Source organism: Pseudomonas sp. AP3_22 TE3818, from assembly GCF_053628995.1.
The window spans coordinates 5,100,219-5,121,942 of record NZ_JBRJHL010000001.1 but is presented as its reverse complement, the minus strand read 5'-3'; the positions used below and the strand labels follow the sequence as shown (position 1 = coordinate 5,121,942).

Annotated in this window: 23 protein-coding genes and 1 tRNA gene; 9 read left to right on the top strand and 15 right to left on the bottom strand. The window is 57.7% G+C overall.

The genetic code is table 11. The annotated features are described in order from the left end of the window. Window positions 1-26 precede the first annotated feature (26 nt). Window positions 27-1,358: an MFS transporter gene (locus AB7M25_RS23380; RefSeq protein ID WP_454238049.1), complete on the top strand. Its 1,332-nt coding sequence runs from the start codon at window positions 27-29 to the stop codon at window positions 1,356-1,358. A 127-nt stretch (window positions 1,359-1,485) separates the two neighbouring features. Here AB7M25_RS23380 and AB7M25_RS23375 read toward each other — a convergent pair whose 3' ends face one another. After that, the gene (locus AB7M25_RS23375; protein WP_454238048.1) at window positions 1,486-1,974 is read right to left on the bottom strand and encodes a DMT family transporter; all 489 of its coding nucleotides are present in this window, start codon (window positions 1,972-1,974) and stop codon (window positions 1,486-1,488) included. Window positions 1,975-2,051: 77 nt separating this feature from the next. Here AB7M25_RS23375 and AB7M25_RS23370 point away from each other — a divergent pair, with 77 nt between their 5' ends. Further along, window positions 2,052-2,975: a LysR family transcriptional regulator gene (locus AB7M25_RS23370; protein WP_429395835.1), complete on the top strand. Its 924-nt coding sequence runs from the start codon at window positions 2,052-2,054 to the stop codon at window positions 2,973-2,975. A 13-nt stretch (window positions 2,976-2,988) separates the two neighbouring features. Here AB7M25_RS23370 and AB7M25_RS23365 read toward each other — a convergent pair whose 3' ends face one another. After that, window positions 2,989-3,273 (bottom strand): type II toxin-antitoxin system RelE/ParE family toxin, encoded by a 285-nt coding sequence (locus AB7M25_RS23365; protein WP_454238047.1) that lies wholly within the window; start codon window positions 3,271-3,273, stop codon window positions 2,989-2,991. After that, complete coding sequence (locus tag AB7M25_RS23360) at window positions 3,263-3,502, bottom strand: CopG family ribbon-helix-helix protein (RefSeq protein WP_429516982.1); 240 nt, start codon at window positions 3,500-3,502, stop codon at window positions 3,263-3,265. The genes AB7M25_RS23365 and AB7M25_RS23360 overlap by 11 nt, the downstream gene beginning before the upstream one ends. Before the next feature lie 235 nt (window positions 3,503-3,737). On the opposite strand from AB7M25_RS23360, the gene AB7M25_RS23355 reads away from it, so the two are divergent. From AB7M25_RS23355 to AB7M25_RS23340, 4 genes are all read left to right on the top strand, one after another. Next, a complete protein-coding gene (locus AB7M25_RS23355; protein WP_429395829.1) occupies window positions 3,738-4,376 on the top strand; it encodes a LysE family translocator in 639 nt (212 codons plus the stop codon). Between the two features lie 79 nt (window positions 4,377-4,455). Then, window positions 4,456-5,802: a diguanylate cyclase domain-containing protein gene (locus AB7M25_RS23350; RefSeq protein WP_454238046.1), complete on the top strand. Its 1,347-nt coding sequence runs from the start codon at window positions 4,456-4,458 to the stop codon at window positions 5,800-5,802. Window positions 5,803-5,919: 117 nt separating this feature from the next. Next, window positions 5,920-6,078: a KGG domain-containing protein gene (locus tag AB7M25_RS23345; protein WP_007976786.1), complete on the top strand. Its 159-nt coding sequence runs from the start codon at window positions 5,920-5,922 to the stop codon at window positions 6,076-6,078. Between the two features lie 73 nt (window positions 6,079-6,151). Further along, entirely contained in the window at window positions 6,152-6,655 is a 504-nt protein-coding gene (locus tag AB7M25_RS23340) for a DUF4142 domain-containing protein (protein ID WP_429386537.1), read from the top strand. A 3-nt stretch (window positions 6,656-6,658) separates the two neighbouring features. On the opposite strand, the gene AB7M25_RS23335 is transcribed toward AB7M25_RS23340, so the two are convergent. Further along, window positions 6,659-7,069, bottom strand: a complete 411-nt coding sequence (locus tag AB7M25_RS23335) for a low affinity iron permease family protein (RefSeq protein ID WP_104450565.1) — start codon at window positions 7,067-7,069, stop codon at window positions 6,659-6,661. 212 nt (window positions 7,070-7,281) lie between these two features. On the opposite strand from AB7M25_RS23335, the gene AB7M25_RS23330 reads away from it, so the two are divergent. Together AB7M25_RS23330 and tam are read left to right on the top strand one after the other, a co-directional pair. Beyond that, on the top strand, window positions 7,282-8,367 hold the full coding sequence (locus AB7M25_RS23330) for a type I restriction endonuclease (protein WP_454238045.1): 1,086 nt from the start codon (window positions 7,282-7,284) through the stop codon (window positions 8,365-8,367). Window positions 8,368-8,532: 165 nt separating this feature from the next. After that, entirely contained in the window at window positions 8,533-9,303 is a 771-nt protein-coding gene (gene tam, locus AB7M25_RS23325) for a trans-aconitate 2-methyltransferase (RefSeq protein ID WP_454238044.1), read from the top strand. A gap of 386 nt (window positions 9,304-9,689) precedes the next feature. Here the strand turns inward: tam and AB7M25_RS23320 are convergent, their stop codons facing one another. The 5 genes from AB7M25_RS23320 to AB7M25_RS23300 all read right to left on the bottom strand — a co-directional run bounded on the left by AB7M25_RS23320 (window position 9,690) and on the right by AB7M25_RS23300 (window position 13,614). Next, entirely contained in the window at window positions 9,690-10,418 is a 729-nt protein-coding gene (locus tag AB7M25_RS23320; protein WP_454238043.1) for a class I SAM-dependent methyltransferase, read from the bottom strand. A gap of 67 nt (window positions 10,419-10,485) precedes the next feature. After that, the gene (locus AB7M25_RS23315; RefSeq protein WP_454238042.1) at window positions 10,486-10,755 is read right to left on the bottom strand and encodes a short-chain dehydrogenase; all 270 of its coding nucleotides are present in this window, start codon (window positions 10,753-10,755) and stop codon (window positions 10,486-10,488) included. A gap of 448 nt (window positions 10,756-11,203) precedes the next feature. Next, complete coding sequence (locus tag AB7M25_RS23310) at window positions 11,204-11,611, bottom strand: type II toxin-antitoxin system HicB family antitoxin (RefSeq protein WP_007984688.1); 408 nt, start codon at window positions 11,609-11,611, stop codon at window positions 11,204-11,206. 38 nt (window positions 11,612-11,649) lie between these two features. Further along, window positions 11,650-11,829, bottom strand: coding sequence for a type II toxin-antitoxin system HicA family toxin (locus tag AB7M25_RS23305; RefSeq protein ID WP_077184214.1), 180 nt, complete (start codon window positions 11,827-11,829; stop codon window positions 11,650-11,652). 264 nt (window positions 11,830-12,093) lie between these two features. Beyond that, a complete protein-coding gene (locus AB7M25_RS23300; RefSeq protein ID WP_454238041.1) occupies window positions 12,094-13,614 on the bottom strand; it encodes a Fic family protein in 1,521 nt (506 codons plus the stop codon). A gap of 411 nt (window positions 13,615-14,025) precedes the next feature. Between AB7M25_RS23300 and AB7M25_RS23295 the strand changes: the two genes are divergently transcribed. Further along, entirely contained in the window at window positions 14,026-15,672 is a 1,647-nt protein-coding gene (locus AB7M25_RS23295) for a phosphoethanolamine transferase (RefSeq protein WP_454238040.1), read from the top strand. A 160-nt stretch (window positions 15,673-15,832) separates the two neighbouring features. On the opposite strand, the gene AB7M25_RS23290 is transcribed toward AB7M25_RS23295, so the two are convergent. From AB7M25_RS23290 to atzF, 6 genes are all read right to left on the bottom strand, one after another. After that, window positions 15,833-15,906, bottom strand: a tRNA-Gly gene (locus AB7M25_RS23290). A 179-nt stretch (window positions 15,907-16,085) separates the two neighbouring features. Next, window positions 16,086-16,970, bottom strand: a complete 885-nt coding sequence (locus AB7M25_RS23285) for an alpha/beta fold hydrolase (RefSeq protein WP_007979844.1) — start codon at window positions 16,968-16,970, stop codon at window positions 16,086-16,088. Window positions 16,971-17,282: 312 nt separating this feature from the next. Beyond that, the gene (locus AB7M25_RS23280) at window positions 17,283-17,975 is read right to left on the bottom strand and encodes a pseudouridine synthase (RefSeq protein ID WP_454238039.1); all 693 of its coding nucleotides are present in this window, start codon (window positions 17,973-17,975) and stop codon (window positions 17,283-17,285) included. 34 nt (window positions 17,976-18,009) lie between these two features. Continuing rightward, a complete protein-coding gene (locus tag AB7M25_RS23275; protein WP_007979840.1) occupies window positions 18,010-18,228 on the bottom strand; it encodes a cysteine-rich CWC family protein in 219 nt (72 codons plus the stop codon). After that, on the bottom strand, window positions 18,215-19,708 hold the full coding sequence (locus tag AB7M25_RS23270; RefSeq protein ID WP_454238038.1) for a sensor domain-containing diguanylate cyclase: 1,494 nt from the start codon (window positions 19,706-19,708) through the stop codon (window positions 18,215-18,217). The genes AB7M25_RS23275 and AB7M25_RS23270 overlap by 14 nt, the downstream gene beginning before the upstream one ends. 242 nt (window positions 19,709-19,950) lie before the next feature. Beyond that, window positions 19,951-21,723 (bottom strand): allophanate hydrolase, encoded by a 1,773-nt coding sequence (gene atzF, locus AB7M25_RS23265; protein WP_429386519.1) that lies wholly within the window; start codon window positions 21,721-21,723, stop codon window positions 19,951-19,953. Window position 21,724 lies beyond the last annotated feature (1 nt).

The window sequence follows — 21,724 nt, the reverse complement described above, 5'->3', positions numbered from 1 at the left end:
ACGGGAAGTCCGCCTGGAGAACCGCAATGAGCCTGAATGCACTGGAGGCGAGCGCGAGCCCGTCCGTTAGCCACGACACCGAAAAAGCCCTGGTCAGCAAAGTCGCCTGGCGCTTGATGCCGCTGATCATGGTCTGCTACCTGTTCGCCTTTTTCGACCGCATCAACATCAGCTTCGCCAAGTTTCAGCTGCAGACCGACCTGAGCCTGAGCGACACCGCATACGGCCTCGGTGCCGGGTTGTTCGTGGTCGGATACGTGATTTTCGAAGTGCCGAGCAACATGATGCTGTACAAGGTCGGCGCCCGGCGCTGGATCGCCCGGATCATGATGTCCTGGGGGCTGGCCACGGCGGCCATGGTGTTCGTCAACAGCGAATGGCAGTTCTACGTGCTGCGCTTCGTGATCGGCGCGATGGAGGCGGGTTTTGCCCCGGGCGTGCTGTATTACCTGACCCTGTGGTTCCCGCAGCACTATCGCGGACGCATCACCTCGATGCTGTTCCTGTCGTCGGCGTTCGCGGGCCTGGTGGGCGCGCCGTTCTCGGGCCTGGTGCTGCAACACCTCGACGGCTTTCTGGATATGCGCGGCTGGCACTGGCTGTTCCTGCTCGGCGGCGTGCCGTGCATCGGCCTCGGTTTGCTGGTGCTGACCCTGCTCAAGGACCGCATCGAAGACGCCCATTGGCTGACGCCTTCGGAGAAGACCATGCTGGCCAGCCGCATCGCCCGGCATGAGCCGCACAAGAGCGGTGGCTCGCTGCTCGCCGCGTTGCGGATTCCGGGTTTCCTGACCTTGGGGCTGATCTACTTTCTGATCCAGGTGGCGTCCTACGGCCTGAATTTCTGGGCGCCGCAACTGATCCGCAGCGCCGGCACCGAAAGTCCGGTGATGATCGGTCTGCTGACCGCCATCCCGTACATCTGCGGCGCCATCAGCATGGTGGTGATCGGACGCCTGTCCGATGCTTCCGGTGAGCGACGCAAGTATGTTGCCGGTCTGGTGGCCGTCGGTGCGGTCGGGTTCTTCTGTGCAGGGATCTTCGCCAGCCACACGACCTTCCTGATTGTCGCGCTGGGCCTGCTCGGTGCCGGGATCATCGCCTCCATCCCGAGCTTCTGGACCCTGCCGCCGAAACTGCTGGCCGGTGCCGGCGCGGGCGCGGCGGGCGGGATTGCGGTGATCAACACCCTGGGCCAGTTCGGCGGCATCGTCAGCCCGGTGATGGTTGGCCGGATCAAGGACCTGACCGGCAGCACCACGCCGGCGCTGTATGTCATTGGTGTTTGCGCACTGATCGCGGTGGCGCTGTTGCTGTGGGGGTTGCCGCAGAAGTTGCGGACCCTCGACAAGGCCTGAATCTACGTTGCCAGATAAACCGCTTTCGCGAGCAAGCCCGCTCCCACAGTGACCGCATATCCCCTGTGGGAGCGGGCTTGCCCGCGAAGACTGACTTAAACACGACATCGCACTTTCGGTTGACCCTTCAACTCACCGTCGCCAGGCTTTTGGCCGGTGCATCAAAAAACTGAATCAACACCACCCCGCCCATCAACAGCACCACCCCGAACACCTTGGGCAAGGTGACCTGCCGCTCCACCAGGCCAAACCAGCCGAAGTGATCCAGCAACAACGACGCCACCACTTGCCCTGCCAGCGCCAATGCCATAAACCCCGCGGCACCGAGCCTGGGCAGCAGCACCAATGCCAGGGAAATGAAGCACACCCCAAAAGCGCCACCCGCCCACATCCACAGCGGCGCCTTGCTGATAAAGGCCAGTGATGGCAACGGCAAGCGCATCGCGACGATGATCGGCAACAGCACGATAACGCTCACCAGCAACGAGGCGAGCGTCGCCCACAACGGATGACCCAACCCGCGCCCGAGGTTGACGTTGATCGCGCTCTGAAACGGCACCACCACCCCGGCAATCATTGCCAGCACCACCAGACCCGCCCAATGCAACGTACTCATGATCGTTCTCCAACAAGTTTTGCTGGACTCTAGGGTATTCGTCGCGCAGATTTAAATTCCGTTTTGTTATCCAGAACATGCAGCAGATGAATGATCTTCGACGCATCGACCTCAACCTGCTGGTGATCCTCGACGCCTTGCTCACCGAGCAACACGTGACCCGGGCGGCCGAGCGTTTGCATTTGAGCCAGCCCGCGGTCAGTCATGCGCTGGCGCGATTGCGCGACCTGCTTGGCGATCCGCTGCTGGTGCGCGCCGGAGCCGGCCTTGTACCGACGCCGCGAGCGCTGGAACTGGTGGCACCGCTGGCCGAAGCCCTGGCTCAGGTGCAAGCGCTGCTGGCGCCGAACGCGTTTGATCCGGCTATCGCCAGGCGCACCTTCCGCCTGGCGATGTCCGACTATGGCGCCGCCATTGTCCTGCCGGGACTGATCCGGACCTTGCGCCGCGAAGCGCCGGGCATCGATCTGCAAATCAGCCATGGCAGCCGTGAAAGCATGCTCGACGGGGTGCTCCATGGAGACATCGATGTCGCTGTCGGCGTATTCCCGGAAATGCCCAACGAATTGCGCAGCACGCCGCTGTTCGAAGAGCACTACGCCTGCCTGGTGGACCGCAAAAGCCTGCCCGCCGACGGTGTGCTCGATCTGCCCGCCTACCTGGCTCGACCCCATGTGCTGCTGGAAATGCGCGGCAGCGGCACCCCGGAAATCGAGCGCGCGTTGACGGCAATGCGTGAACGTCGTCGTGTGGCTGTCAGCCTGCCGCACTGGAGCGTGGCCCCGGAGTGCATCAGCGGCACTGATCTTATTCTGACGGTGGCCTCGCGTGGTCTGCGCGATATTGATGAACAGTCGTTGATCGTCGTGCCACCACCCTTTGATATTCCGTCGTTCACCTTTGTGTTGGCGTGGCATAAACGGCGGGGCGGAGACCAAGCGTTGAACTGGCTGAATCAGCGGATTGGTGCAGGCGTAGACGGGTTTTATTTTCGGGGGTAATGATTCGCTGTAATCACCAATGGATCGGGGGAAGGCGTCGAGTGTGGAAGACCCTGAGCACTTGCAGACGACCTTGGCGAACTCGATACGGAATCAGATAGGGGCGGTCGGGCAAAATCCATTCACGAGTACCGGGCAATCGACCTTCCCGGCCTGTCGCCGGAAAGCACGCAAGTTGATCGACACTGGCGAGAATGGCTTGTACGAAATCTGCTGCTGCCTTTGGATTCTCTATCGCAATGTAAGCGGCTTCTTCATCAAGGTTCTTGAGTGCAGTACGCAGCCACTCAACGCGCATTGCTTATCCACTTATCAGCAATCGCACTGACCTCGTCTGACGAGGCGAAGTCGCCGGCATCGGCTTCTTTCAGCGCTTTCTGAATTTCTTCGATTTGCCATGCTTCCCTCGCGAGATACTCACGCAAGGCATCGACTGCGAGGAACGACTTGCTTCGGCCCGTGGCCTTGGAAAGACTGGCGAGGGTATCGGCGATTTCGTCTGGCAGGCGCAAGGACATGGTGGACATGGCGGTCTCGATGTAGTGGTTTGTAATACAACATACTACAGTGTCATGCAGGGTGGAGGCCGCCCCGTTCGTCTGTCGTAACAAATGGTCTTGGGGTCGTGCTGAATGCTGCAATCTAAAGCCTGCCGGCAGCGGCCGTATGCGGGGATGAAGTTCTTCGAAGATCTGTAAGTCGATGTTGCGGGACCTGATATAGACTGGCCACCATTCACCCAGCAGTACACAAGGACTTCCCATGACCCCATCGCTACTAATGGCCGTGCTTGCCTCGGGATTCATCTATGGCATCACCCCGGGACCGGGCGTGTTGGCGGTGTTCGGCATTGGCGCAGCCCATGGGCGACGGGCCGGGGCGGGGTTTCTGTGCGGGCATTTGCTCGGCGATGTGGTGTGGTGCAGCACGGCGTTGATCGCAATTGTCGGTGCGCGGGAGATCGGCAGCACCGCGTTCGACGTGCTGGGTGTGCTCAGCGGCCTGTACCTGTTCTGGCTCGGCTGGCGTGCAGTGCGCGCCCGGCGCAGAAACGGCGATACGCCACAGGGCCCGGCGCGGCAGCCGTTCTGGCATGGCATTCTGTTCGGCCTGACCAATCCCAAGGCTTATCCGGTGGCGGTGGCGACATTCACGGCGCTGCTGTCGAGCCGCGCGGAACTGCTCCACTGGTCAATGCTGCCAGCACTGATCGGCCTGAGCTTTGTCGGTGGATTGCTTGCCTACGCTATTCTCATCGGCATCGTTGGGGCACGGCGGGTGCGCACCTTGTATCAGCGTCATGAACTGGCGATCACCCGGTTGTGCGGGGTAATGTTCATCGGCTTTGCGATCAACGCGCTGGTCCATGCGTTGCCGGGGCTGATGCCGAACAAGGCTTGAAGGTGATGACAAGGAAGCAAGGCCGACCGGGCAGGGATGATTGATGAGCGCTGCATTATCGGGACACCCACGCTGAACCATGGAAAACCGGAATTCCGCGCCATTGGCGAGCTATATCGATCTGTTGCTGGACGCCGTTTGTGCAGTGGACAAGCAGGGCCGCTTCGTCTTTGTCAGTGCGGCGTGCGAGCGCATTTTCGGCTACAGCGCCGATGAAATGATCGGTCAACTGATGATCGACATGGTGCACCCCGCAGATCGCTTGCGTACCCTCGATGCCGCCCGGGAAATCATGGGCGGCGAGCCCAAGCTCAACTTCGAAAACCGCTACCTGCGCAAGGATGGCCGGGTGGTACACATCCTCTGGTCGGCACGTTGGTCTGAGGTCGACCAGTTGCGCATTGCCGTGGCGCGCGACATCACCGAACGCAAGCAGGCCGAATCCCGGCAGGCCGCGTTGTATGCGATATCCGAAGCGGCCCACGCGGCGGAGGATCTGCTGGCGTTGTTCAGGCGTATCCACATGATCATCGGCGAGTGGCTGCCGGCGCTGAATTTTTCCGTGGCGCTGTACGACGAGCACTGTGCGCAGTTGAATTTCCCTTATCACGTCGATGACCAGGAGCCACACCCCGAACTGCCCGGGACCATGACCGGGCGGGTGTGCACCGAAGTGATCCGCACGGGGCAGCCGATCCTGTTGACCCCGGACCCGTGCGCGCCGCCTGCCGGCTTCGAAGCCCTGATGACCGGGCAGAACGCACCGTGCTGGCTGGGTGTGCCGCTGAACTCGCAGAACGGCACCATCGGCGCATTGATCGTCAAAAGCGTTCCGGGTGGCGAGCGCTACACCGAGCAAGACAAGGAACTGCTGCAATACGTCTGCGCCCAGGTTGCGACAGCCATCGAGCGCAAGCAGTTGCACGCCCGTCTGCAACACATGGCCCAGTACGACCAACTGACCCAGTTACCCAACCGTGAGCTGTTGCGCGAGCGCCTCAAGGCGTCATTGCAATTGGCCCGCATGGACGGCGGACGCATGGCCCTGTTGTACGTCGACCTCGACCGCTTCAAGCAAGTCAATGACACCCATGGCCATGCGGTCGGCGACATGCTGCTGCAAGCAGTGGCCAACCGGCTCAAGGGCTGCGTGCGGGAAACCGACACCGTGGCCCGCATTGGCGGCGATGAATTCGTGGTGTTGCTGCACAGCATTCATGCCGCAGACGATACCGACATCGTGGTCGGAAAAATCCGTCAGGTCCTGGCCCGGCCCCTGCGTCTGGACGGGCACAACCTGAGCATCCATCCAAGCATCGGCGTCGCCCGATACCCCGATCACGGCACCGAAGAGAAGCAATTATTTCGGCATGCCGATGAGGCGATGTACTGCGCCAAACGTGAGCATCACCTGCGAATGGTCTGACCACCGGGCACCGTTCGTCGTGCTATCCATGCATTTTTCTAAACCTTTTGGCACGCGCAAATTCAGATTCTATGCGGGCGCCAGCTCGCCGCGACTATCACCAAGAGGAAGAGAATCATGCCTAATTCAAGAAACTCGAACTCGGGAAACTTCGCCAACGATCGAACGAAGGCGTCTGAAGCCGGTCGCAAGGGTGGGAAAACCACCACCACGACTGTCGATAAAGAACCTGCGAAACCCGACATGGGCCGCAAACCCGGACAGAAATCCAAGTAATGGATGCAGGTGGTTTTGATTGAGAAGCGGGGGCGCAAGCTCCCGTTTGAATTTGAAAAAGGAGGGCGCGACCATGAAACGGATGGCCACCCGATTATGTAATGCCAGTTTTGCCACGTTACTGGGCCTGTTTGTCAGCAACGTCTTCGCCCAGTCCCCCGCCGAATTCATCGACGATGCGTCGGCCCAAGGCATGGCCGACATCGAGGCCAGTCGCCTGGCACACCAGAAGTCCGAGTCCAAAGAGGTCAAGGACTACACCATCGTCGTCATCAACGACCGCACCACGGCGAACCAGCACCTGGCGAAGATCGCCAGACAACTGGATTTGCCGGTAGCGCCGCGCGAAGAAATTGTCGAAAAGGCCAAAGCCCTGATGCCACAAGTCATGGAGGGGGCGACCTTCGATGAGGCCTATACGGCCAGTCAGGTGAAGACCACGCAGGAGGCCATCGAGCGGTTGCAGCAGGAAGCGCAGACCACCGACGTACCGCAAATCAAGGCGTTCGCCGAAGAAACCCTGCCCAAACTGCAAAATCATCTGCAAATGGCCAAGGCCCTGCAAGCCAGAAGCTGATCATCAGCAATTCTTCAGGTTTTGCTGACCTTTTTCCTGGACGACGGTGCCGTCCAGGTCAATGGTCAGGCCTTCGCCAAGGCTGCGATAGTGCTTTCTGAGCTTCTCCAGCTCCTTGAGGTCCAGCGCTTCAAGCCCGAGCATCGCGTTCTGCGCCTCTTTCGTCACCCGAAGCAACTCATCGACCTTCAAATGCAAAATGTCCGTGTCGCGGTTCTGTGTGTTCTGGATCAGGAACACCATCAGGAACGTGATGATCGTGGTCGAGGTATTGATGATCAGCTGCCACGTATCGTTGAAATGAAAAATCGGCCCGCTCAGCCCCCACAGACAAATCAGAGTGATCGCCCCCAGGAACGTCTTGGGGCTACCGGACCAGAGGGCGAGTTTCTGCGCGATCTTTGCGAATTTCATGACCGTGTTCCTTATTGGGAGGACGCCTGAATTTGTGACAGCGACGGTGGGATGAAAATTCGGCTGGAGTTGCAACCCATTGAAGCAGGGGAGTGGGCAAGATCTGATTTCTCGGTGGGAATCTTCCTTTGTGTCGGTTTGTGTCTAGTATCAATGGCAGTCAATTTGCCAGCATGTGTTCATACGGATCGAAACCGAAAAAGAGGCTACTCATGGAATTCTTCGAAAAGTTAGCAAGTCTCGCTGCCAAAGTTCGTTTGCAGAGCTCTGCCATTCAAACGGAGGAAGCGACCAAGAATGCTTTTGTCATGCCCTTTATCAGCACGGTACTGGGCTACGACGTCTTCGATCCGACGGAAGTGACACCAGAATTCGTTTGCGATATTGGAACGAAAAAAGGCGAGAAAATTGACTACGCAATCATGAAGGCTGGCGAGGTTCAGATCCTCATTGAGTGCAAAAAAATTGGTGAGCCGCTGCACATCAATCACGCCTCCCAGCTGTTCCGCTACTTCCATGTCACCAGCGCTCGAATCTCCATTCTCACCAATGGTCAGGTCTATAAATTTTTCACTGACTTGGACGCACCCAACAAAATGGACGAGAAGCCGTTTCTCGAGCTCGACCTGCTGGATATCGACGAGTACTCCGTCCCAGAACTGGTGAAACTCACCAAATCTGCATTCGATGTGGAGTCAATTATCAGCGCAGCAGGTGAGTTGAAGTACGTCAGCCAAATCAAAAAGGTGATTGCATCCCAGGTCAGCAAGCCTGACGACGATTTTGTGAAAGTGTTTGCTTCGCGGGTTTATGACGGGGTGATTACTCAAAAGGTCCGCGAGCAGTTCCATGAGCTGACGAGAAAGGCTGTGGTGCAGTTTCTCAATGACCAAATCAATGACAGGCTAAAGTCGGCTATGAGTGGTGCCATCCAGCCTGCGCTGGCCTCTTTACCAGTCGCTACTGGTGACACTGAACAGACGGATGTTCGAGATGAATCAGAGGACAAGGTTCTGACGACATTGGAAGAACTGGAGGGCTATCACATCGTCCGGGCCGTGGTTCGGTCGGTTGTTGATGCCAAGCGGATTGTTCAGCGCGACACACAAAGTTACTTTGGCATCCTGCTCGACGACAACAACCGTAAACCGATCTGCCGACTGCACTTCAACCGATCGCAGAAATACATCGGCATATTTGACGAAGAGAAGAACGAAACCCGGCATGCAATCAATTCCGTCGATGACATTTACGAGTACTCGGATCATTTGAAGAAAACTGTCGGGTATTACGATTAAGGCCCGTATCAAGTAAAAAAAACCGGCTAATCACGCCGGTTTTTTTTTGAAACGCTTAGCGAAGATTCCCACCAAAAGTGGAATGGAGCAGAGCTTGTCAGTCGAGGTATCGTAGCGATCCGGTTGCTGGCCTCGGCCAGGACAACGCACCGACAGGAGAACGCAATGAGTTGGTCCGCCAAACAGTACGTCGCTTTTGAAGATGAACGCACCCGTCCCGCCCGTGACCTGCTGGCGGCCATCCCCGTCGGGGATGTGCGTTCGGCCATTGATATCGGTTGTGGCCCCGGTAACTCCACCGAGTTGCTGGTCGAGCGTTTTGCCAGCGCCACGGTCCGAGGCCTGGACAGTTCGACCGACATGATCGAGGCCGCACGCAAGCGCTTGCCGCAGGTGCAGTTCGATATCGCCGGTATCGACACCTGGAACGACAACGGCCCGTTCGACGTGATTTTCGCCAACGCGGTGTTGCAGTGGCTGCCCGATCACGCGGCGCTGTTTCCTTCACTGGTGAGTAAATTGGCACCGGGTGGCAGCCTGGCGATCCAGATGCCCGACAACCTCAATGAACCTTCGCACCGCCTGATGCGTGAAGTGGCCGCTGACGGTCCTTGGGCCAGCAAACTGGCAGGCGCCGCCGGGCAGCGGACCGAGATGGCCGATGCCAGTGGTTACTACTCGATCCTCAAGGCCTGTTGCTCGCGCGTCGATGTGTGGCGCACCACCTACCATCATCCGCTCGCAGGCGGCGCATCTGGCGTGGTGGAGTGGTTCAAGGGCAGTGGCTTGCGGCCGTTTCTGGAGCCGCTGGACGAGGCGGAACGGGCGCAGTATCTGAAGCAATATCAGGCGGCTATCGAGCAGGCGTATCCAGCCTTGGCCGATGGTTCGGTGCTGTTGCCGTTCCCGCGACTGTTTATCGTCGCGACTCGCTGATGCAAAAAAGGGACAGTTGATGCGCGTCTTCCGTCCCTCCCGGGAAACATGGATAGCGCAATACCTGTAGGAGCCGGCTTGCCGGCGATGGACTCAAGTACGCCGCGTGTATCCAGTTCGCCCGCGTTATCGTTGACGACCATCGCCAGCAGGCTGGCTCCTACTTTTTTTCGAGCGTCTGGCGCTCAAGTATTCAAAAGCAAACGAGGCAAAGCCGAACAACCCGATCAATGAAATGATCATGATTCCCAACTCTGAATTGTGCATGTCGATCTCGGTGCGAAGGATGAGCCGGGAGGATAAGGGATCTATTTCCGGGCTCAACGCCGCGCTACGGTTTCTTTATTCCCGTGCCGGGATCTATACGCAAAAGATACGCGCGTGGCTCAGCGCTGAACGCCGACCAACATCATCATCGGCCGCTCCCGCTCTTCGGCCAGCGCCGGTTGCGCCGCCACCTCGGCATCGCTCGGCCCCCATTCGTTGACATGGCGGATGCTGAAACCCGCTGCAATCAGCATATTGAGCAACGTGCCAATGGTGCGATGCTGCTTGATCACACCCTCGGCCAGCCAATTGGTCACGCGCTCGCCTTCACGCTGATAACCGTCCACCGGCCAACGCTTGCGGCCCTCGGCATCGATGATCCAGCCAGGGTTACGCGGTGCCATGAAGATCGGGTGCTCGATGGAAAACACGAACGGCGAACCTGGCTTGAGCGCCGCATGGACATTGGCGAACAACCCCGGCAAGTCCTTGATGTAGTGCAGCGCGAGGGAGCTGTAGGCCAGATCGAAACTGCCGGCCGGCAGATCGAGGGCTTCCAGGTCGGCGCGCTCATAGCGGATGTTTGATGCGGCGGTGGTTTTGCGCGCCTGTTCCAGCATCTTTTGCGAAACATCCAGACCGAGCACGCTGTCAGCGCCTTGCTCACTGGCCCAACGACAAAACCAGCCGTAACCGCAACCGAGATCCACCACCTTCAGCCCCTGCATGGGTGGCAGCATGGCCTTCAGCGCCGGCCATTCCGGCGCGGCATCGAGACCGCCGATGGAACGGGCCATCTGGCTGTAGCCCTGGAAAAACTGAGGGTCGTCGTAGATGTTTTGGGTCATGTTCGGGTTGCTCTGTTGAAGTGCTCACAAGCTCCCTCGCCACAACAGCATGCCGCCCGGTGCAATCTTAGGACGGCTCTGCATCCATACGTCGAGCGATCACATCCAGTACATCGCAACCATCGCGCAACGGCACGCAGCAGAGCAATGCGAAGTCGCTCAGCACCACGGTGTCAGAGGTCAGGTCGCCGCGCATTGCGAGGTTTTCGAGGAGCTGCGTTACCGCTCGCATGCGGTAACTGGCGGTGCTAAGCAGTGAGTGCAGAGGTTGTGTGGTGTTGACGAACAGCGAGGGCAAGTCGTCGGCGTTGCTGGTTAAAGCCATATATTCATTCATGAGTGATTACCATGTTGGAGGAGGACGCACCACTCAATCGTCGCCAAACAATAGGGTGGTAGCTGTACGCGGGTTGGCGAACCGGACCATGGTAAAACCGGCAGACCCGAAGGTCTCCCACGCACAGCTACCAAAAAACAGGTAGCCAACTGCGTTCAAAAGCGCTCCGAGAAACTCTCGGAGGCTCCTGTACCACGGCATCGAGTCGCCAAACCCGATACGCCATTTGGGCGCGGTCGGACTATAGGTCTCATGACAAAGGCACAGCAATGCGCAAGTGTACGGACAATTCCCAGTGTCGTGTAGGACGTTGCTTTTTCTGGCGTTGATCGCCTGCATGCCTTTTAAAATCGGGCTTTCATTCTGACTTTGGCGAGTACTTCGCCCAATCCCGCCCACAAAAAACCGGCCACTTGGGACCGGTTTATTCATGTCAAAAGCAAGGTTTTCAGCTCTGCTGCAACACCTTGAGCGCTGCCGATGCCAGAAAACCCGAACGGCTTTTCTCTTCCGGGTGATGCAGTACGTACTCATCAATCCGGTTGAGCAGGTAGCCCGGCAACGTGATGTTCAGCTTCTGGGCCTTGCCCAGATATTTGGTGACGTCGATGTCCACCAGTGCCCATGCACACCCGGCGTATTTTGGATTGGCTGCGTGCAGGGTCACTTTGTTGGCAGGGGGAATGGGCGAACCATCTTCAGCCAGAATTTCGAAGTGGCCTTCAATGGCTTCCCGTGCCATGGCCATCGCGTCATCCAGGTCTTCCCCAGCGGAAAAGCACCCCGGAATGTCGGGGACTTCCACGCCCCAAGCGTGTTGTTCGTCACCCATTGAAATAGCGATTGGGTACAGCATGTTCATTGTCCTCCGCGGACGCTGGCGCGTCGGGCTCCTTAGAGCAGCGCCTGTTGCAAAATACTGATGGCCGTTTTCTTGAGCAGGTCTTTCTTCGGGTGAGGGACCGTCACCAGCCCGGGCTTGGTCGGATGCTTGAAGTGGTGATGGCTGCCTCTGATTCGCACCAGATACCAGCCGTCCGCAACGAGTTGGCTTATCAAAAATCGGCTATTCACATCACCTCCCTGTGGTGTGCTTGTGGTTACTATACCTACTGAAATTTTGTAATCAACACTATAACCACCAAGCCATCCTCGGCTTGGCGAACTAAGCGACAGGAATCGAGTCTAGAAGGGCCCTGCGGCATAGGCCCTGGGCAAGCCTGCAATGACCTATTTTGTGTATTTCGAGGTTTTGCCGTGAACGCGCCGTACAAATGTCGAGCACAAAAAACCGGTCACATCGGACCGGTCTTTTTGTGTATTCATATCTCCCGTCACTCAACTCTCAAACGCTGAGCGCACCGCGTCCACAACACGTTGCGCCATTCGGTCATCTTCAAGTGGTGGATAGCCTTTCTTCAGCTTTCCGGACACCACCCAGCCGTTCTCCTTGATCGAACGGATGATCCGGTTGGCATCCTGATCCGCCATCTCGAGCACTTCTTTGAGTTGTTCCTGCGCTCGCTGAAAGATCATTAAAACGCGTGCTTCATCCGCCATCTCCGTACGAATCGTGTGCTCGACGACGCGAGCGGTGTACAAGACGTGTTCGGTCAGGTCTGGGTAGCGCCAGGCAAAGCTTGCGTCTACGTATTCATCGAAGATGAAATTGCTGAGAGTTCCGTCCTCATAGGTCACGAGTTCACTAAATCGATAAGCTGCCGCGTAACGGCGCATAAACGGTCGTGAAAACACCTCGAGCGTACGGTCGTAGCCTGCCCTGAAATCGATCGAACTGGTGATAGTGGCCGACACGGGCAGGATCACGCCGTCGGGCACTGCCTTGTCCCTGATCAAGGTGTCGTTGATCAGGAAGCGATGAATCCGGCCGTTGCCGTCACGCATGGGATGGATGTACACGAAGCCGAATGCTAGCACTGCGGCGCGTGCCACTGACTCGGCACCCCGCGTTGCGATCTCGAACTCGTTGAGGCCTTCCAGTAGAGGGGCAAGTTCTTCAAAGTGCGGGGCAATGTAATGCACGACGTCCTCGCGCATTGTGGCCTGACCTACAAATACCGGGGAGCGCCGCAAGCCGAGCCCAATGGCATCTCGACCCAGAATGCCGGCTTGCAGGGAGCGCAGGCTGTCATTGCTTAATGGGGCTTCGATATGGCCGCAGTGCTGGGCAATGACATGCGCAAAACGCTGGATGCGATCAGCCTGGTCGGCCTCTTTTTCGATGAGAAAGCTGGCTCGTGACTCCTTGAACGTCAACCAACTGGCCGTACGCATCAAGATACCGGCACCAAAGGTTCGATCCAACTCCTTCAACGCCGCGCCGAGATCGAATTGCAGAGCCTCTTTGACTGCCGTCGTACGACGAACCAAAGGGCAAAAACCGGGTGTCCCGGGCAGGTTGTTTTTGACTCGCCAACGTCGAACTCGTGGTGGTTCACTACGGGTGAGGTAGTCCTGCGCAGAAAGTGCATCGACATAGCCACCGTTGGTTACGTCTGGCACATCCAGACTTTGCCCTGTCAGCCATTCGTAGAGAAACCCCGTGCGGCGAGCATATTGGCCAAAAGGCTCTCGCCGACACCAGGCTTCGACAGGTTCGGGTCCGGTCTTTGCAAACAAGCGAGCAAAGAATTCGAGATGGATCTCTTCGTACTTGAGGCCGAATTCGAAATGCCCTGAGAAATCGTCAGCAGGCCGGTAGCTGGGGGGGTACTGATTCTGCGTATGCCCGCTGCTTTCGCGACTGACACGTGTCTTGCCAATCGTCGACTCGACGCGCAGTGGCTGTGCCAGAACGATGTCGTACTGGTTTGCGAGTGCCTTTAAACCGACCTGCATTAACAAAATCCTTTACTGGGACGATAGAAACGCTAACGAATACCTGATCCTACGCGAAAACGTTAATTTTTCTAGGGAGATGAAAAGGCCAATGGGTACCGAAATTCGCTAACAAATCCCCATCCAGAGAAAAAAACGCTAACGGAAGTTTTATAGTAGTCGCTTCTGCGCAGGAGCACTCTGCGTATGGATGGATGTCAGGTAAGCCGTCTGAACAAAAAATTTGCGGAAGGTTCGGATGAAGGGAGCCCCTATGCCTGCGAGCCCCGATGGCCACGAAAACTATACGAGCGCCGGGCCTTGCGGGTCGATTCCGCGCTTTTGCGAATGCAGGGTGAGCCTCGTGGCGCTACACGCCAACTGAGCTAGTCTTTGGGCAGCAGGTGGGTATCCGACGAGAACAGCTCAACTATGAAAATATCGGTAAAGGCCATCGATTATCCAATAAGAGTATTTAAAGCGGAATGGCCGAATTTAGTGTTGTGGGCGTTTTTGTTGTCACCGCTGATAGTTAGACTGATCACAAACCATCAATACTCGAAATTTGATTTGTTGGCCATCTATACCGCTGCGATTTCAGTGTTGTGGCTTTTGGCGATTCGATTTGCTTCGTTCAATCAATTCAAAACTCACGTCGTTCTGTTTCCGTTCTATTTATTGGCGGCCGTCGATCTATTCCTTGTTCTGAATTTCAATTCGAGATTCACGGCGGCCTATGTTTCTATCGGTTTGAATAACTACAAGGAGACAAGCGATTTTTTGTCGACTTATTGGCGGCCGCTTAGCGTCGTTTTGATAATATTCGTCGCTTGCTATGGGGTAGGGCTCACAGGCCTGTATAAGCGTGAGTTATATAAAAACAAGGGTGTTTTCGTTTTGGCCATTAGTGCTTTGCTTTTGGGGTATGGCGCGTATTTTTATAAAACGGTCAAGGTCAATTCTTTCGGGAAACATGCGGTACTGGATCTCGTTGCAAAAGATCAAAGCACCCCCATCGGGTACTTGTCGCAAATAGGCCTCACGGCTCACCTGTATTTGCAATCAGAGCAATTCATCAAGCAGCGCCAGGAATCGGAGGTGAAAATAACCAGTGTTTCGAATGAGTCAAATATAGAAACTGTTGTTTTTGTAATCGGTGAGTCATCGCGGCCGCAAAATTGGTCTCTCTACGGATATGACAAGCAGACCACCCCGAATCTTGACAAGCTGGCAGGGATTTACAAGTTCAATCGCATGTGTACGACAGCCCCCTATACGTCGGTCGCAGTACCCTCAATGCTCAGCCTTGAGCCCATATCGGATTGGAATGCCATTGCGTCAAAAAAATCCTTGGTGGGTATATATCGCGCAGCCGGTTACATGACCTATTGGTTGTCAGTGCAGGAAGTCGATAGTTTCGGCGGAATCATTCCGCAAATAGCAGCAGAGGCTCAAAATTGGCAATATTTTGAAAGGAGCTATGACGGAGCATTGATGCCGGAATATATAAAAATATTAAACAAAGGCAGTGCGCAAAAACAAGCCATATTTATCCATATCAAGGGCAGTCATTTCGATTACTCGCGCCGGTATCCAGATGATTTTAAAAAATTCAAGCCGTCAACCAATAGCGCAAAAGATAAAATGACCGCGGAATATGATAATACCATCTTGTATACGGACTGGTTGTTAAGCTCAATTATTGAACAGTTGAAATTGAGCAAAAAACCATCGATATTGGTTTATTCATCGGATCATGGCGAAAATATCATGGATGATAGTCGAGGGTTGTTGGGGCATGGGATTGGCAATAAGTATGATCTGCCGGTTTCGGCGTTTGTCTGGGCATCCGATAATATTTCAGGCCAGCAAGCGCTCAAGCTTTCAAAGTTGAAGGAGAGGGAGAATCAAAGAGTTAGCATTTCGTCCTTGCCGCATACGCTTTTAAATTTTACTGGTGTTCTCACGAGTGAATATAGGAGTTCGGATGATTTGCTTAGCAATGATTTTGTGACGTCGAAATGTCCATACCTGCTCGGCACAGGGTATGTTCCAGCGTTTGATTTTGATGCACTTTAAACCGGTCAGATCGTTTTTCGGCGGGGGCAGCATGAAGTGGCGTGGCGGGTATGGCGAGGGGAGGATTGGGTCTGCCGCTTGAGGGTGAGACTGAACGTCCCCCCAATGTATCCCTCAGCTCGTTGACGCGTACAGGCGCTGCTGGAAGCTTTGAAAATAGTGGAGCGGGTGAAGGGAATCGAACCCTCGTTATCAGCTTGGGAAGCTGGAGTAATGCCATTATACGACACCCGCTCAGAGCGGCTGACTTTGTACCAGATACGCGCGAGGATTTGAAGTTTTTCTTTGCCCCAGATGGCTTTAGCGCAGGTGAAACGATGCATGGACCGCATGACGGTCGATCGCGGGCAAGCCTCGCGTCTGCAGAATACGTTTGATTCAACAGGGCGGGGCTTGCTCGCGATGACTCTGTTTCAGAGTGCCAATGCATGGTGGTCCTGGACGTAGTGGTAACGCGGTCGGCTATCGTGTTGGGCCGGTTTCAGGAATCCCATCAGTGCGTTGCGGCTGTCTCGGCAGGCGGCTTTGTGCTCCATGTCGAGAAAGTGGCCGGTGGCCTGAAGGGTCGTGAAGGTGGCGTGTTGCACGTGGTTGGCGAACAACCGAGCGCCATCGGCGGCGGTGTATTCGTCCCATTCGCCGTTCATGAACAGCACCGGCACGTTGATTTTTTCCGCCGCTTTGAAAAAGCATTGGCGATCACTGTGCAGCAGGTCGCTGATGTGGAAGTGCATCTGCCCGTATTCATGATCGGCCAGGCTGCTGACGTGCCGATAGTTGAAGCGCTTGAACAGGGTCGGCAGGTGTTTGCCGATGGTGCTGTTCACCAGGTTGCCGACCCGGTCGCCATCCCGGCTGCCGAGGTAATCGACTCCGCGCTCGAGGTAGTCGAGCATGTGCGCGTTGATCTCCGGGGAGAATGAGCTGATCACGGCTTTTTCGATGCGTCGTGGCCGTTGGGCCAAGGCGACCAGAGTCGCGGCGCCACCCCAGGAAAACGACAGCACGTGTTCGGCGGCGAAGTGGTCGATCAGTTCCAGCAGGATCTGCCCCTCGACTTCCTTGGTCAGCAATTTCTCGTGCAGGTTGTGGGCTTTTGACCGGCCCGCGTAGGGCTGGTCGTAGCAGACGACGTTGAACTGCGGATGGAGGTTTTTCACGGTTTGTGCAAACGACGCAGTCGTGGCCATCGAGCCGTTGACCAGGATAATGGTCTTCTCTGCGGCGTCTGCGCGATAGAACTCCGTGTAAACCCGATACTGACCCTGTATATCCAACACAGCGATTTCTGGCCTCATGTCATAAGACTCCTGGCAAGCGGGTATGCGCGCAATAGAGATTGCACGAGCTTTGTGACAGGTAGGCATACGCCTGGAATTTGAGAGGCCCATGTCGATCCAATGCAGTCCGGTCGACGGGTATTGTTATTGGCGGGCAGTCTGCCGGGTGAGGCCGGAACCCTTGGGTTCCTACCGGCAAAAAGTTTCTTAGAAGTATGGGGTGACTCATCGGTCACATTTCGGCCGACGTCCTGATTCAAGCAGGGGTCACGTCATCGCGCAAGTGCCATTGGTAAATTGTTCGACAACTTCTGCTCAGCGGTCGCCTGCTTAGATCAATCCGATCTCTTCATCGCTCAGTGGGCGGTATTCGCCCGGTTTCAACCTGTCGTCGAGCACCAGCGGGCCCATGCGCTCGCGGTGCAGGCGCAGCACTTTGTTGTTGAAGTGGCCGAACATGCGCTTGACCTGGTGATAGCGGCCTTCGACGATGCTCAGGCGTGCGCTTTTCGGCCCGAGCAGTTCCAGCCCGGCGGGTTGCGTGGTGAGGTCTTCGAAGGCGAAGTACAGCCCTTCGCTGAACTTGATCGCGTATTCAGGGCTGATGTCCTGTTCGGTTTCGACGTAATAGACCTTGGGCAGTTTGGTCTGCGGTTGGGTCAGGCGCCGCGACCAGCTGCCGTCGTTGGTGATCAGCATCAGGCCGGTGGTGTTGAAGTCCAGGCGTCCGGCGATGTGCAGCTCGTCCTTGTCCGGCTCGTGGATCAAATCGAGCACGGTCGGGTGCTGCGGATCCCGGGTGGCGCTGACGCATCCGGCGGGTTTGTGCAGCATGAAATGGCGCAGGGGTTTGCCGACTTGCAGCACGTCGCTGTCGACTTCGACGCGGCTGAACTCGCGGACTTCACTGTGCGGGTCGCAGACGACTTTTCCGTCGATCCTGACGCGTTTTTCCACCAGCAACAGGCGCACCTGCTTACGGTTGAAGCACGGCAGGTTGCTGAGGAATCGGTCGACACGCATGACTTAAGGATCAGTGAAGAAAGGGCCGCGCATCTTACTTGATCGATTCGGACGCTGCCTGCAACTGCGCCTCGACCTCGGCGCAGCGCGGGCACAGGCACGAGGCGTTGCGCAGTTGCGCCGGCAGCGCCTGGAGCACGGCCGGGTCGATGCTGACGCCGTAGCACCAGCAGGCGCGGTCGGCGGTTCGCGGGTCGGCCAGGGTGCAGTCGTTGGGTGCGCCGCAGGCGGGGCAGAGGTCAGGCTGGTTCATGGATGGAGTGAGCCATTTCCACGCAGGTTCGGTTACGGCCACTTTGCTTGGCCCGGTACATCGCATGATCCGCCCGTGACAGCAGGCTGTGCAAGGTGTCATCGGGCTGCAGGGTGGTCAGGCCGATGCTCACGGTCACCTGCAGGGCCTGACCGTTATAGGCATAGCGCTGTTGTTCCACGTGCTGACGAATTTTCTCGGCAATCTTCAGGCCGGTCTTGCCGTCGGTGTCCTTGAGCAGCACGATGAACTCTTCACCGCCCCAGCGGCAGACGATATCGGAGTGCCGCAGGCAACTGTCCAGATCCCGGGCGAAACCGATCAGCACCTGATCGCCGGCCAGGTGGCCGTAGGTGTCGTTCAAGGCCTTGAAGTGGTCGAGGTCCAGCAGCAAGGCGGTCAGCGGTTTGGGCTCGCGCCGGGCTTCTTGCATGGCCTGCACGGCCAGCAGGTCGAAGCCGCGACGGTTGGGCAGTTCGGTCAGGCTGTCGAGGGTGGCCTGGGCCTGGATCTTGTCCTGAAAGCGCTTGATGACCTGGTTGAGCAGAGCCAGCACGATCAGCGTGACCAGCAGGCAGATCAGCAGGTTGAGGTACAGCGACTGGCGGATTTCACCCAGGGCGCTGTCCTCGCGTTTGTCGACGAACAGGTACCAGTTCAGTTCCGGGATGAACCGCACATTGAGGAAATGTCCCTGGCCCTGCACGGAATATTCGTAGCTACCGCTGTGGGGTTTGGGCAGCCGACTGACCAGGTCCTTCATGCTGTCCAGCTCACCGAGTTTCTGCCCGATGCGCGCACCCTGCGGACCGCCTTCGGCGCCTGTCAGCACCAGGCGTCCGAAGTTGTCGACGAAATACACGCTGCGCTGATAACGCTGCTGGTACTTGTCGATCAGCTTGATCACGGCGTCGACGGTCAGGCCAACCCCGGCCGCGCCGATGAACCGGTCGTTGTAGTCGTGGACCTTGTAGTTGATGAAAAAGGTCAGGTTGTCCTTGTTGGCGAGGTCCGGGTCGACGTTGATCTCGTACGGATCCTTCATGTCCCGCACGCGGAAATACCAGGCGTCGCGGGGCTCGGTGGTCTTGACCTGCTTGAGCACACCCTTGGCGTGGTAGTAGGTCAGGCTGGTGTTGGAGACGAAGAACGCGGTGTAGGCGCCGTAGTGGGTCATGACCTCGTTGAGGTAACGGGTCATTTGCTCGGAATCCTTTTCACCATTGACCACCCAGTCGCGCATGAAGGTGTCGCGGGCCATCATCGAGGAGATCAGGATCGGCCTGACCAGGTCTTTCTGGATTTCCGAGTAGACCGTGTCCGAGGTCAGCGGCAGTTCGGTGTTGACGATGTTGTCGCGGATCGAGGCCCGGGAGGCGTAGTAACTGAGAAAGGAGGTGGCGAGGAAGCCTGCGCCCAGCAATGCGACCAGCGTGAGCACCAACGAGCGTTGAGAGTACAGCGGCGAGCGAAGCGGCATGGCAGTTCCATTGGCAGTCATCCGATGGCAAGCATTCTAAGGGTACTGCCGGGAAATAACTGCTCCATGTGCGCTGCGAATGGTCGTTCCTGCGTTCCACAGAGGTTGCACAGTACAGGGTGGGAGCGAGCTTGCTCGCGATAGCAGTCTGTCAGTCACATCCATCGTGAATGTGCTGGCGTCATCGCCGGCAAGCCGGCTCCTACAGTGCGTGTGTTCTGTAGGAGCTGGCTTGCCAGCGATCATTGCGCGAGGTACATCCGCCAGCCGCCGAAATGACTGATGTTCACCGCACCCTCCAGTCCATACGCCTCGCAGATAAACCCGCTCTCCCAGCGACCATCCGCCAGTTGCACCTTGCCCAATCCCAGCGGTGCCGGAATCCCGGTCAGGAACGAGCCCAGTTCTCGGCTGGGCAACTCCCAGACTTCCACCGCAATCGCCACGCCGCCATCCTTCACGCGGACCATGCCTGGGCGCAACGGCGGGCCGCCGGGCAGGGCATAGAGTTGATAATCCGGCGAGCTGAAGGTCGTTTCCAGCAACCGGGCGCCGCGCTGCTTGAGCTGCCAGTTCAACGCCAGCCCGTCCAGATGCGCACCGCAGACCACCAGCCGGGCCCGATCATGGCGGGCAAACGGTGCCGGTGCGGGAGCGGCCAGGCCTTGCTGGCGCTGCAAGGCATCCGCCACGCTCAACAGGTACTGATCGGTGAAGGCACGACCAAACAATGTCACGCCCCATGGCAGGCCGTTGTCCATGAACGCGCTGGGCACGGCGACGGCGGCGTAGTCGAGCAGGTTCATGAAGTTGGTGTAGTAGCCAAGCTCCGAATTGCGCAGCACCGGTTCGGCCTTGAGTTCTGCCAGCGACACCGACCGGCCAATGGTGGGCGTGACGACACAGTCGAGGCCTTCCAGCGCTGCATCGCACAGGGCCTTGAGTGCCTGTAGCCGGTATTGGGCGCGGAAGGTCTGCACGCCGTCGACGGCGGGTGCCTTGGCCAATACAGCGCGAATCACCGGCAACACGGCTTCGGGGTTTTGTGCCATCAACTCCCCGGCCACGCTGTAGCGCTCGGCCACCCACGGGCCTTCATAGAGCAAACATGCGGCCTCCAGAAACGGCGATAGATCAAGCTCCACCGCTTCGCCGCCCAAGGCCTTGAGACGGTCGATGGCATCACCGAACAATAGCGGGCCTTCAGGGCAGCCAAAGAATTGCAGGTCTTGCGCACGTGGCACGCCGAACCGGAACGGCTGTGGTGTGCCGAACGCAGAGCCGTCGTTCCACAGCGGGTTGCAGCGGCTGTATTCGTCCCGTGGGTCGAGGCGTGCGGTGAGCGCCAGCAACCGGCTGGCCTCCCGCGCCGTGGCGGTGAACGTAGTGACGCAATCGAGCGTACGACAGGCCGGTACCACGCCGGCCGTCGAGATCAGGCCCTTGGTGGCTTTCATGCCGACCAGGTTGTTCAACGCCGCCGGCACGCGCCCGGAGCCGGCGGTGTCGGTCCCCAGGGAAAAGCTCGCGACCCCGAGCGCCACGGCCAGCGACGAACCGGCGCTGGAGCCGCCCGACGGATACTCCGGCAACACGCTGTTGGGGCACACACCATAGGGTGAGCGGCTGCCGTTGAGCCCGGTGGCGAACTGGTCGAGATTGGTCTTGCCCAACGGAATCGCACCCAGGGCCAGCAGCTGTTCGACGATGGTCGCGGAACGCTCCGGCACGTAGGCAAATGCCGGACACGCCGCCGTGGTCGGAATGCCCGCCAGATCGATGTTGTCCTTGATCGCGAATGGCACGCCGTACAGCGGAAGGCTGTCGAGGTCGCGACCGTCGAGGGCGGCGAGGTACGGCTCCAGTTCATCGGCGCTGAGCAAGTGGATGAACAGGTGATAGTCCGGATTCAGCGCGGCGGCTTTGTCCCGCAGGTTCGTCAGCAATTGCCGGGGGGTGAGGCTGCCGTCGCGGTAGGCGCTGCGCAGGGCGTCGAGTTGCAGATTGATATTCATG

Bases quoted from the DNA above. Each gene is read 5' to 3' on its own strand.
- AB7M25_RS23350 (WP_454238046.1), top strand. From the start codon at position 4,456: ATGGAAAACCGGAATTCCGCGCCATTGGCGAGCTATATCGATCTGTTG.
- AB7M25_RS23300 (WP_454238041.1), bottom strand. From the start codon at position 13,614: ATGCAGGTCGGTTTAAAGGCACTCGCAAACCAGTACGACATCGTTCTG.
- AB7M25_RS23320 (WP_454238043.1), bottom strand. From the start codon at position 10,418: ATGACCCAAAACATCTACGACGACCCTCAGTTTTTCCAGGGCTACAGC.
- AB7M25_RS23280 (WP_454238039.1), bottom strand. From the start codon at position 17,975: ATGCGTGTCGACCGATTCCTCAGCAACCTGCCGTGCTTCAACCGTAAG.
- AB7M25_RS23270 (WP_454238038.1), bottom strand. From the start codon at position 19,708: ATGCCGCTTCGCTCGCCGCTGTACTCTCAACGCTCGTTGGTGCTCACG.
- AB7M25_RS23345 (WP_007976786.1), top strand. From the start codon at position 5,920: ATGCCTAATTCAAGAAACTCGAACTCGGGAAACTTCGCCAACGATCGA.
- AB7M25_RS23335 (WP_104450565.1), bottom strand. From the start codon at position 7,069: ATGAAATTCGCAAAGATCGCGCAGAAACTCGCCCTCTGGTCCGGTAGC.
- AB7M25_RS23315 (WP_454238042.1), bottom strand. From the start codon at position 10,755: ATGAATGAATATATGGCTTTAACCAGCAACGCCGACGACTTGCCCTCG.
- AB7M25_RS23355 (WP_429395829.1), top strand. From the start codon at position 3,738: ATGACCCCATCGCTACTAATGGCCGTGCTTGCCTCGGGATTCATCTAT.
- tam (WP_454238044.1), top strand. From the start codon at position 8,533: ATGAGTTGGTCCGCCAAACAGTACGTCGCTTTTGAAGATGAACGCACC.
- AB7M25_RS23310 (WP_007984688.1), bottom strand. From the start codon at position 11,611: ATGCTGTACCCAATCGCTATTTCAATGGGTGACGAACAACACGCTTGG.
- AB7M25_RS23295 (WP_454238040.1), top strand. From the start codon at position 14,026: ATGAAAATATCGGTAAAGGCCATCGATTATCCAATAAGAGTATTTAAA.
- AB7M25_RS23340 (WP_429386537.1), top strand. From the start codon at position 6,152: ATGAAACGGATGGCCACCCGATTATGTAATGCCAGTTTTGCCACGTTA.
- AB7M25_RS23330 (WP_454238045.1), top strand. From the start codon at position 7,282: ATGGAATTCTTCGAAAAGTTAGCAAGTCTCGCTGCCAAAGTTCGTTTG.
- AB7M25_RS23370 (WP_429395835.1), top strand. From the start codon at position 2,052: ATGCAGCAGATGAATGATCTTCGACGCATCGACCTCAACCTGCTGGTG.
- AB7M25_RS23380 (WP_454238049.1), top strand. From the start codon at position 27: ATGAGCCTGAATGCACTGGAGGCGAGCGCGAGCCCGTCCGTTAGCCAC.
- AB7M25_RS23375 (WP_454238048.1), bottom strand. From the start codon at position 1,974: ATGAGTACGTTGCATTGGGCGGGTCTGGTGGTGCTGGCAATGATTGCC.
- AB7M25_RS23275 (WP_007979840.1), bottom strand. From the start codon at position 18,228: ATGAACCAGCCTGACCTCTGCCCCGCCTGCGGCGCACCCAACGACTGC.
- AB7M25_RS23360 (WP_429516982.1), bottom strand. From the start codon at position 3,502: ATGTCCACCATGTCCTTGCGCCTGCCAGACGAAATCGCCGATACCCTC.
- AB7M25_RS23285 (WP_007979844.1), bottom strand. From the start codon at position 16,970: ATGAGGCCAGAAATCGCTGTGTTGGATATACAGGGTCAGTATCGGGTT.
- atzF (WP_429386519.1), bottom strand. From the start codon at position 21,723: ATGAATATCAATCTGCAACTCGACGCCCTGCGCAGCGCCTACCGCGAC.
- AB7M25_RS23365 (WP_454238047.1), bottom strand. From the start codon at position 3,273: ATGCGCGTTGAGTGGCTGCGTACTGCACTCAAGAACCTTGATGAAGAA.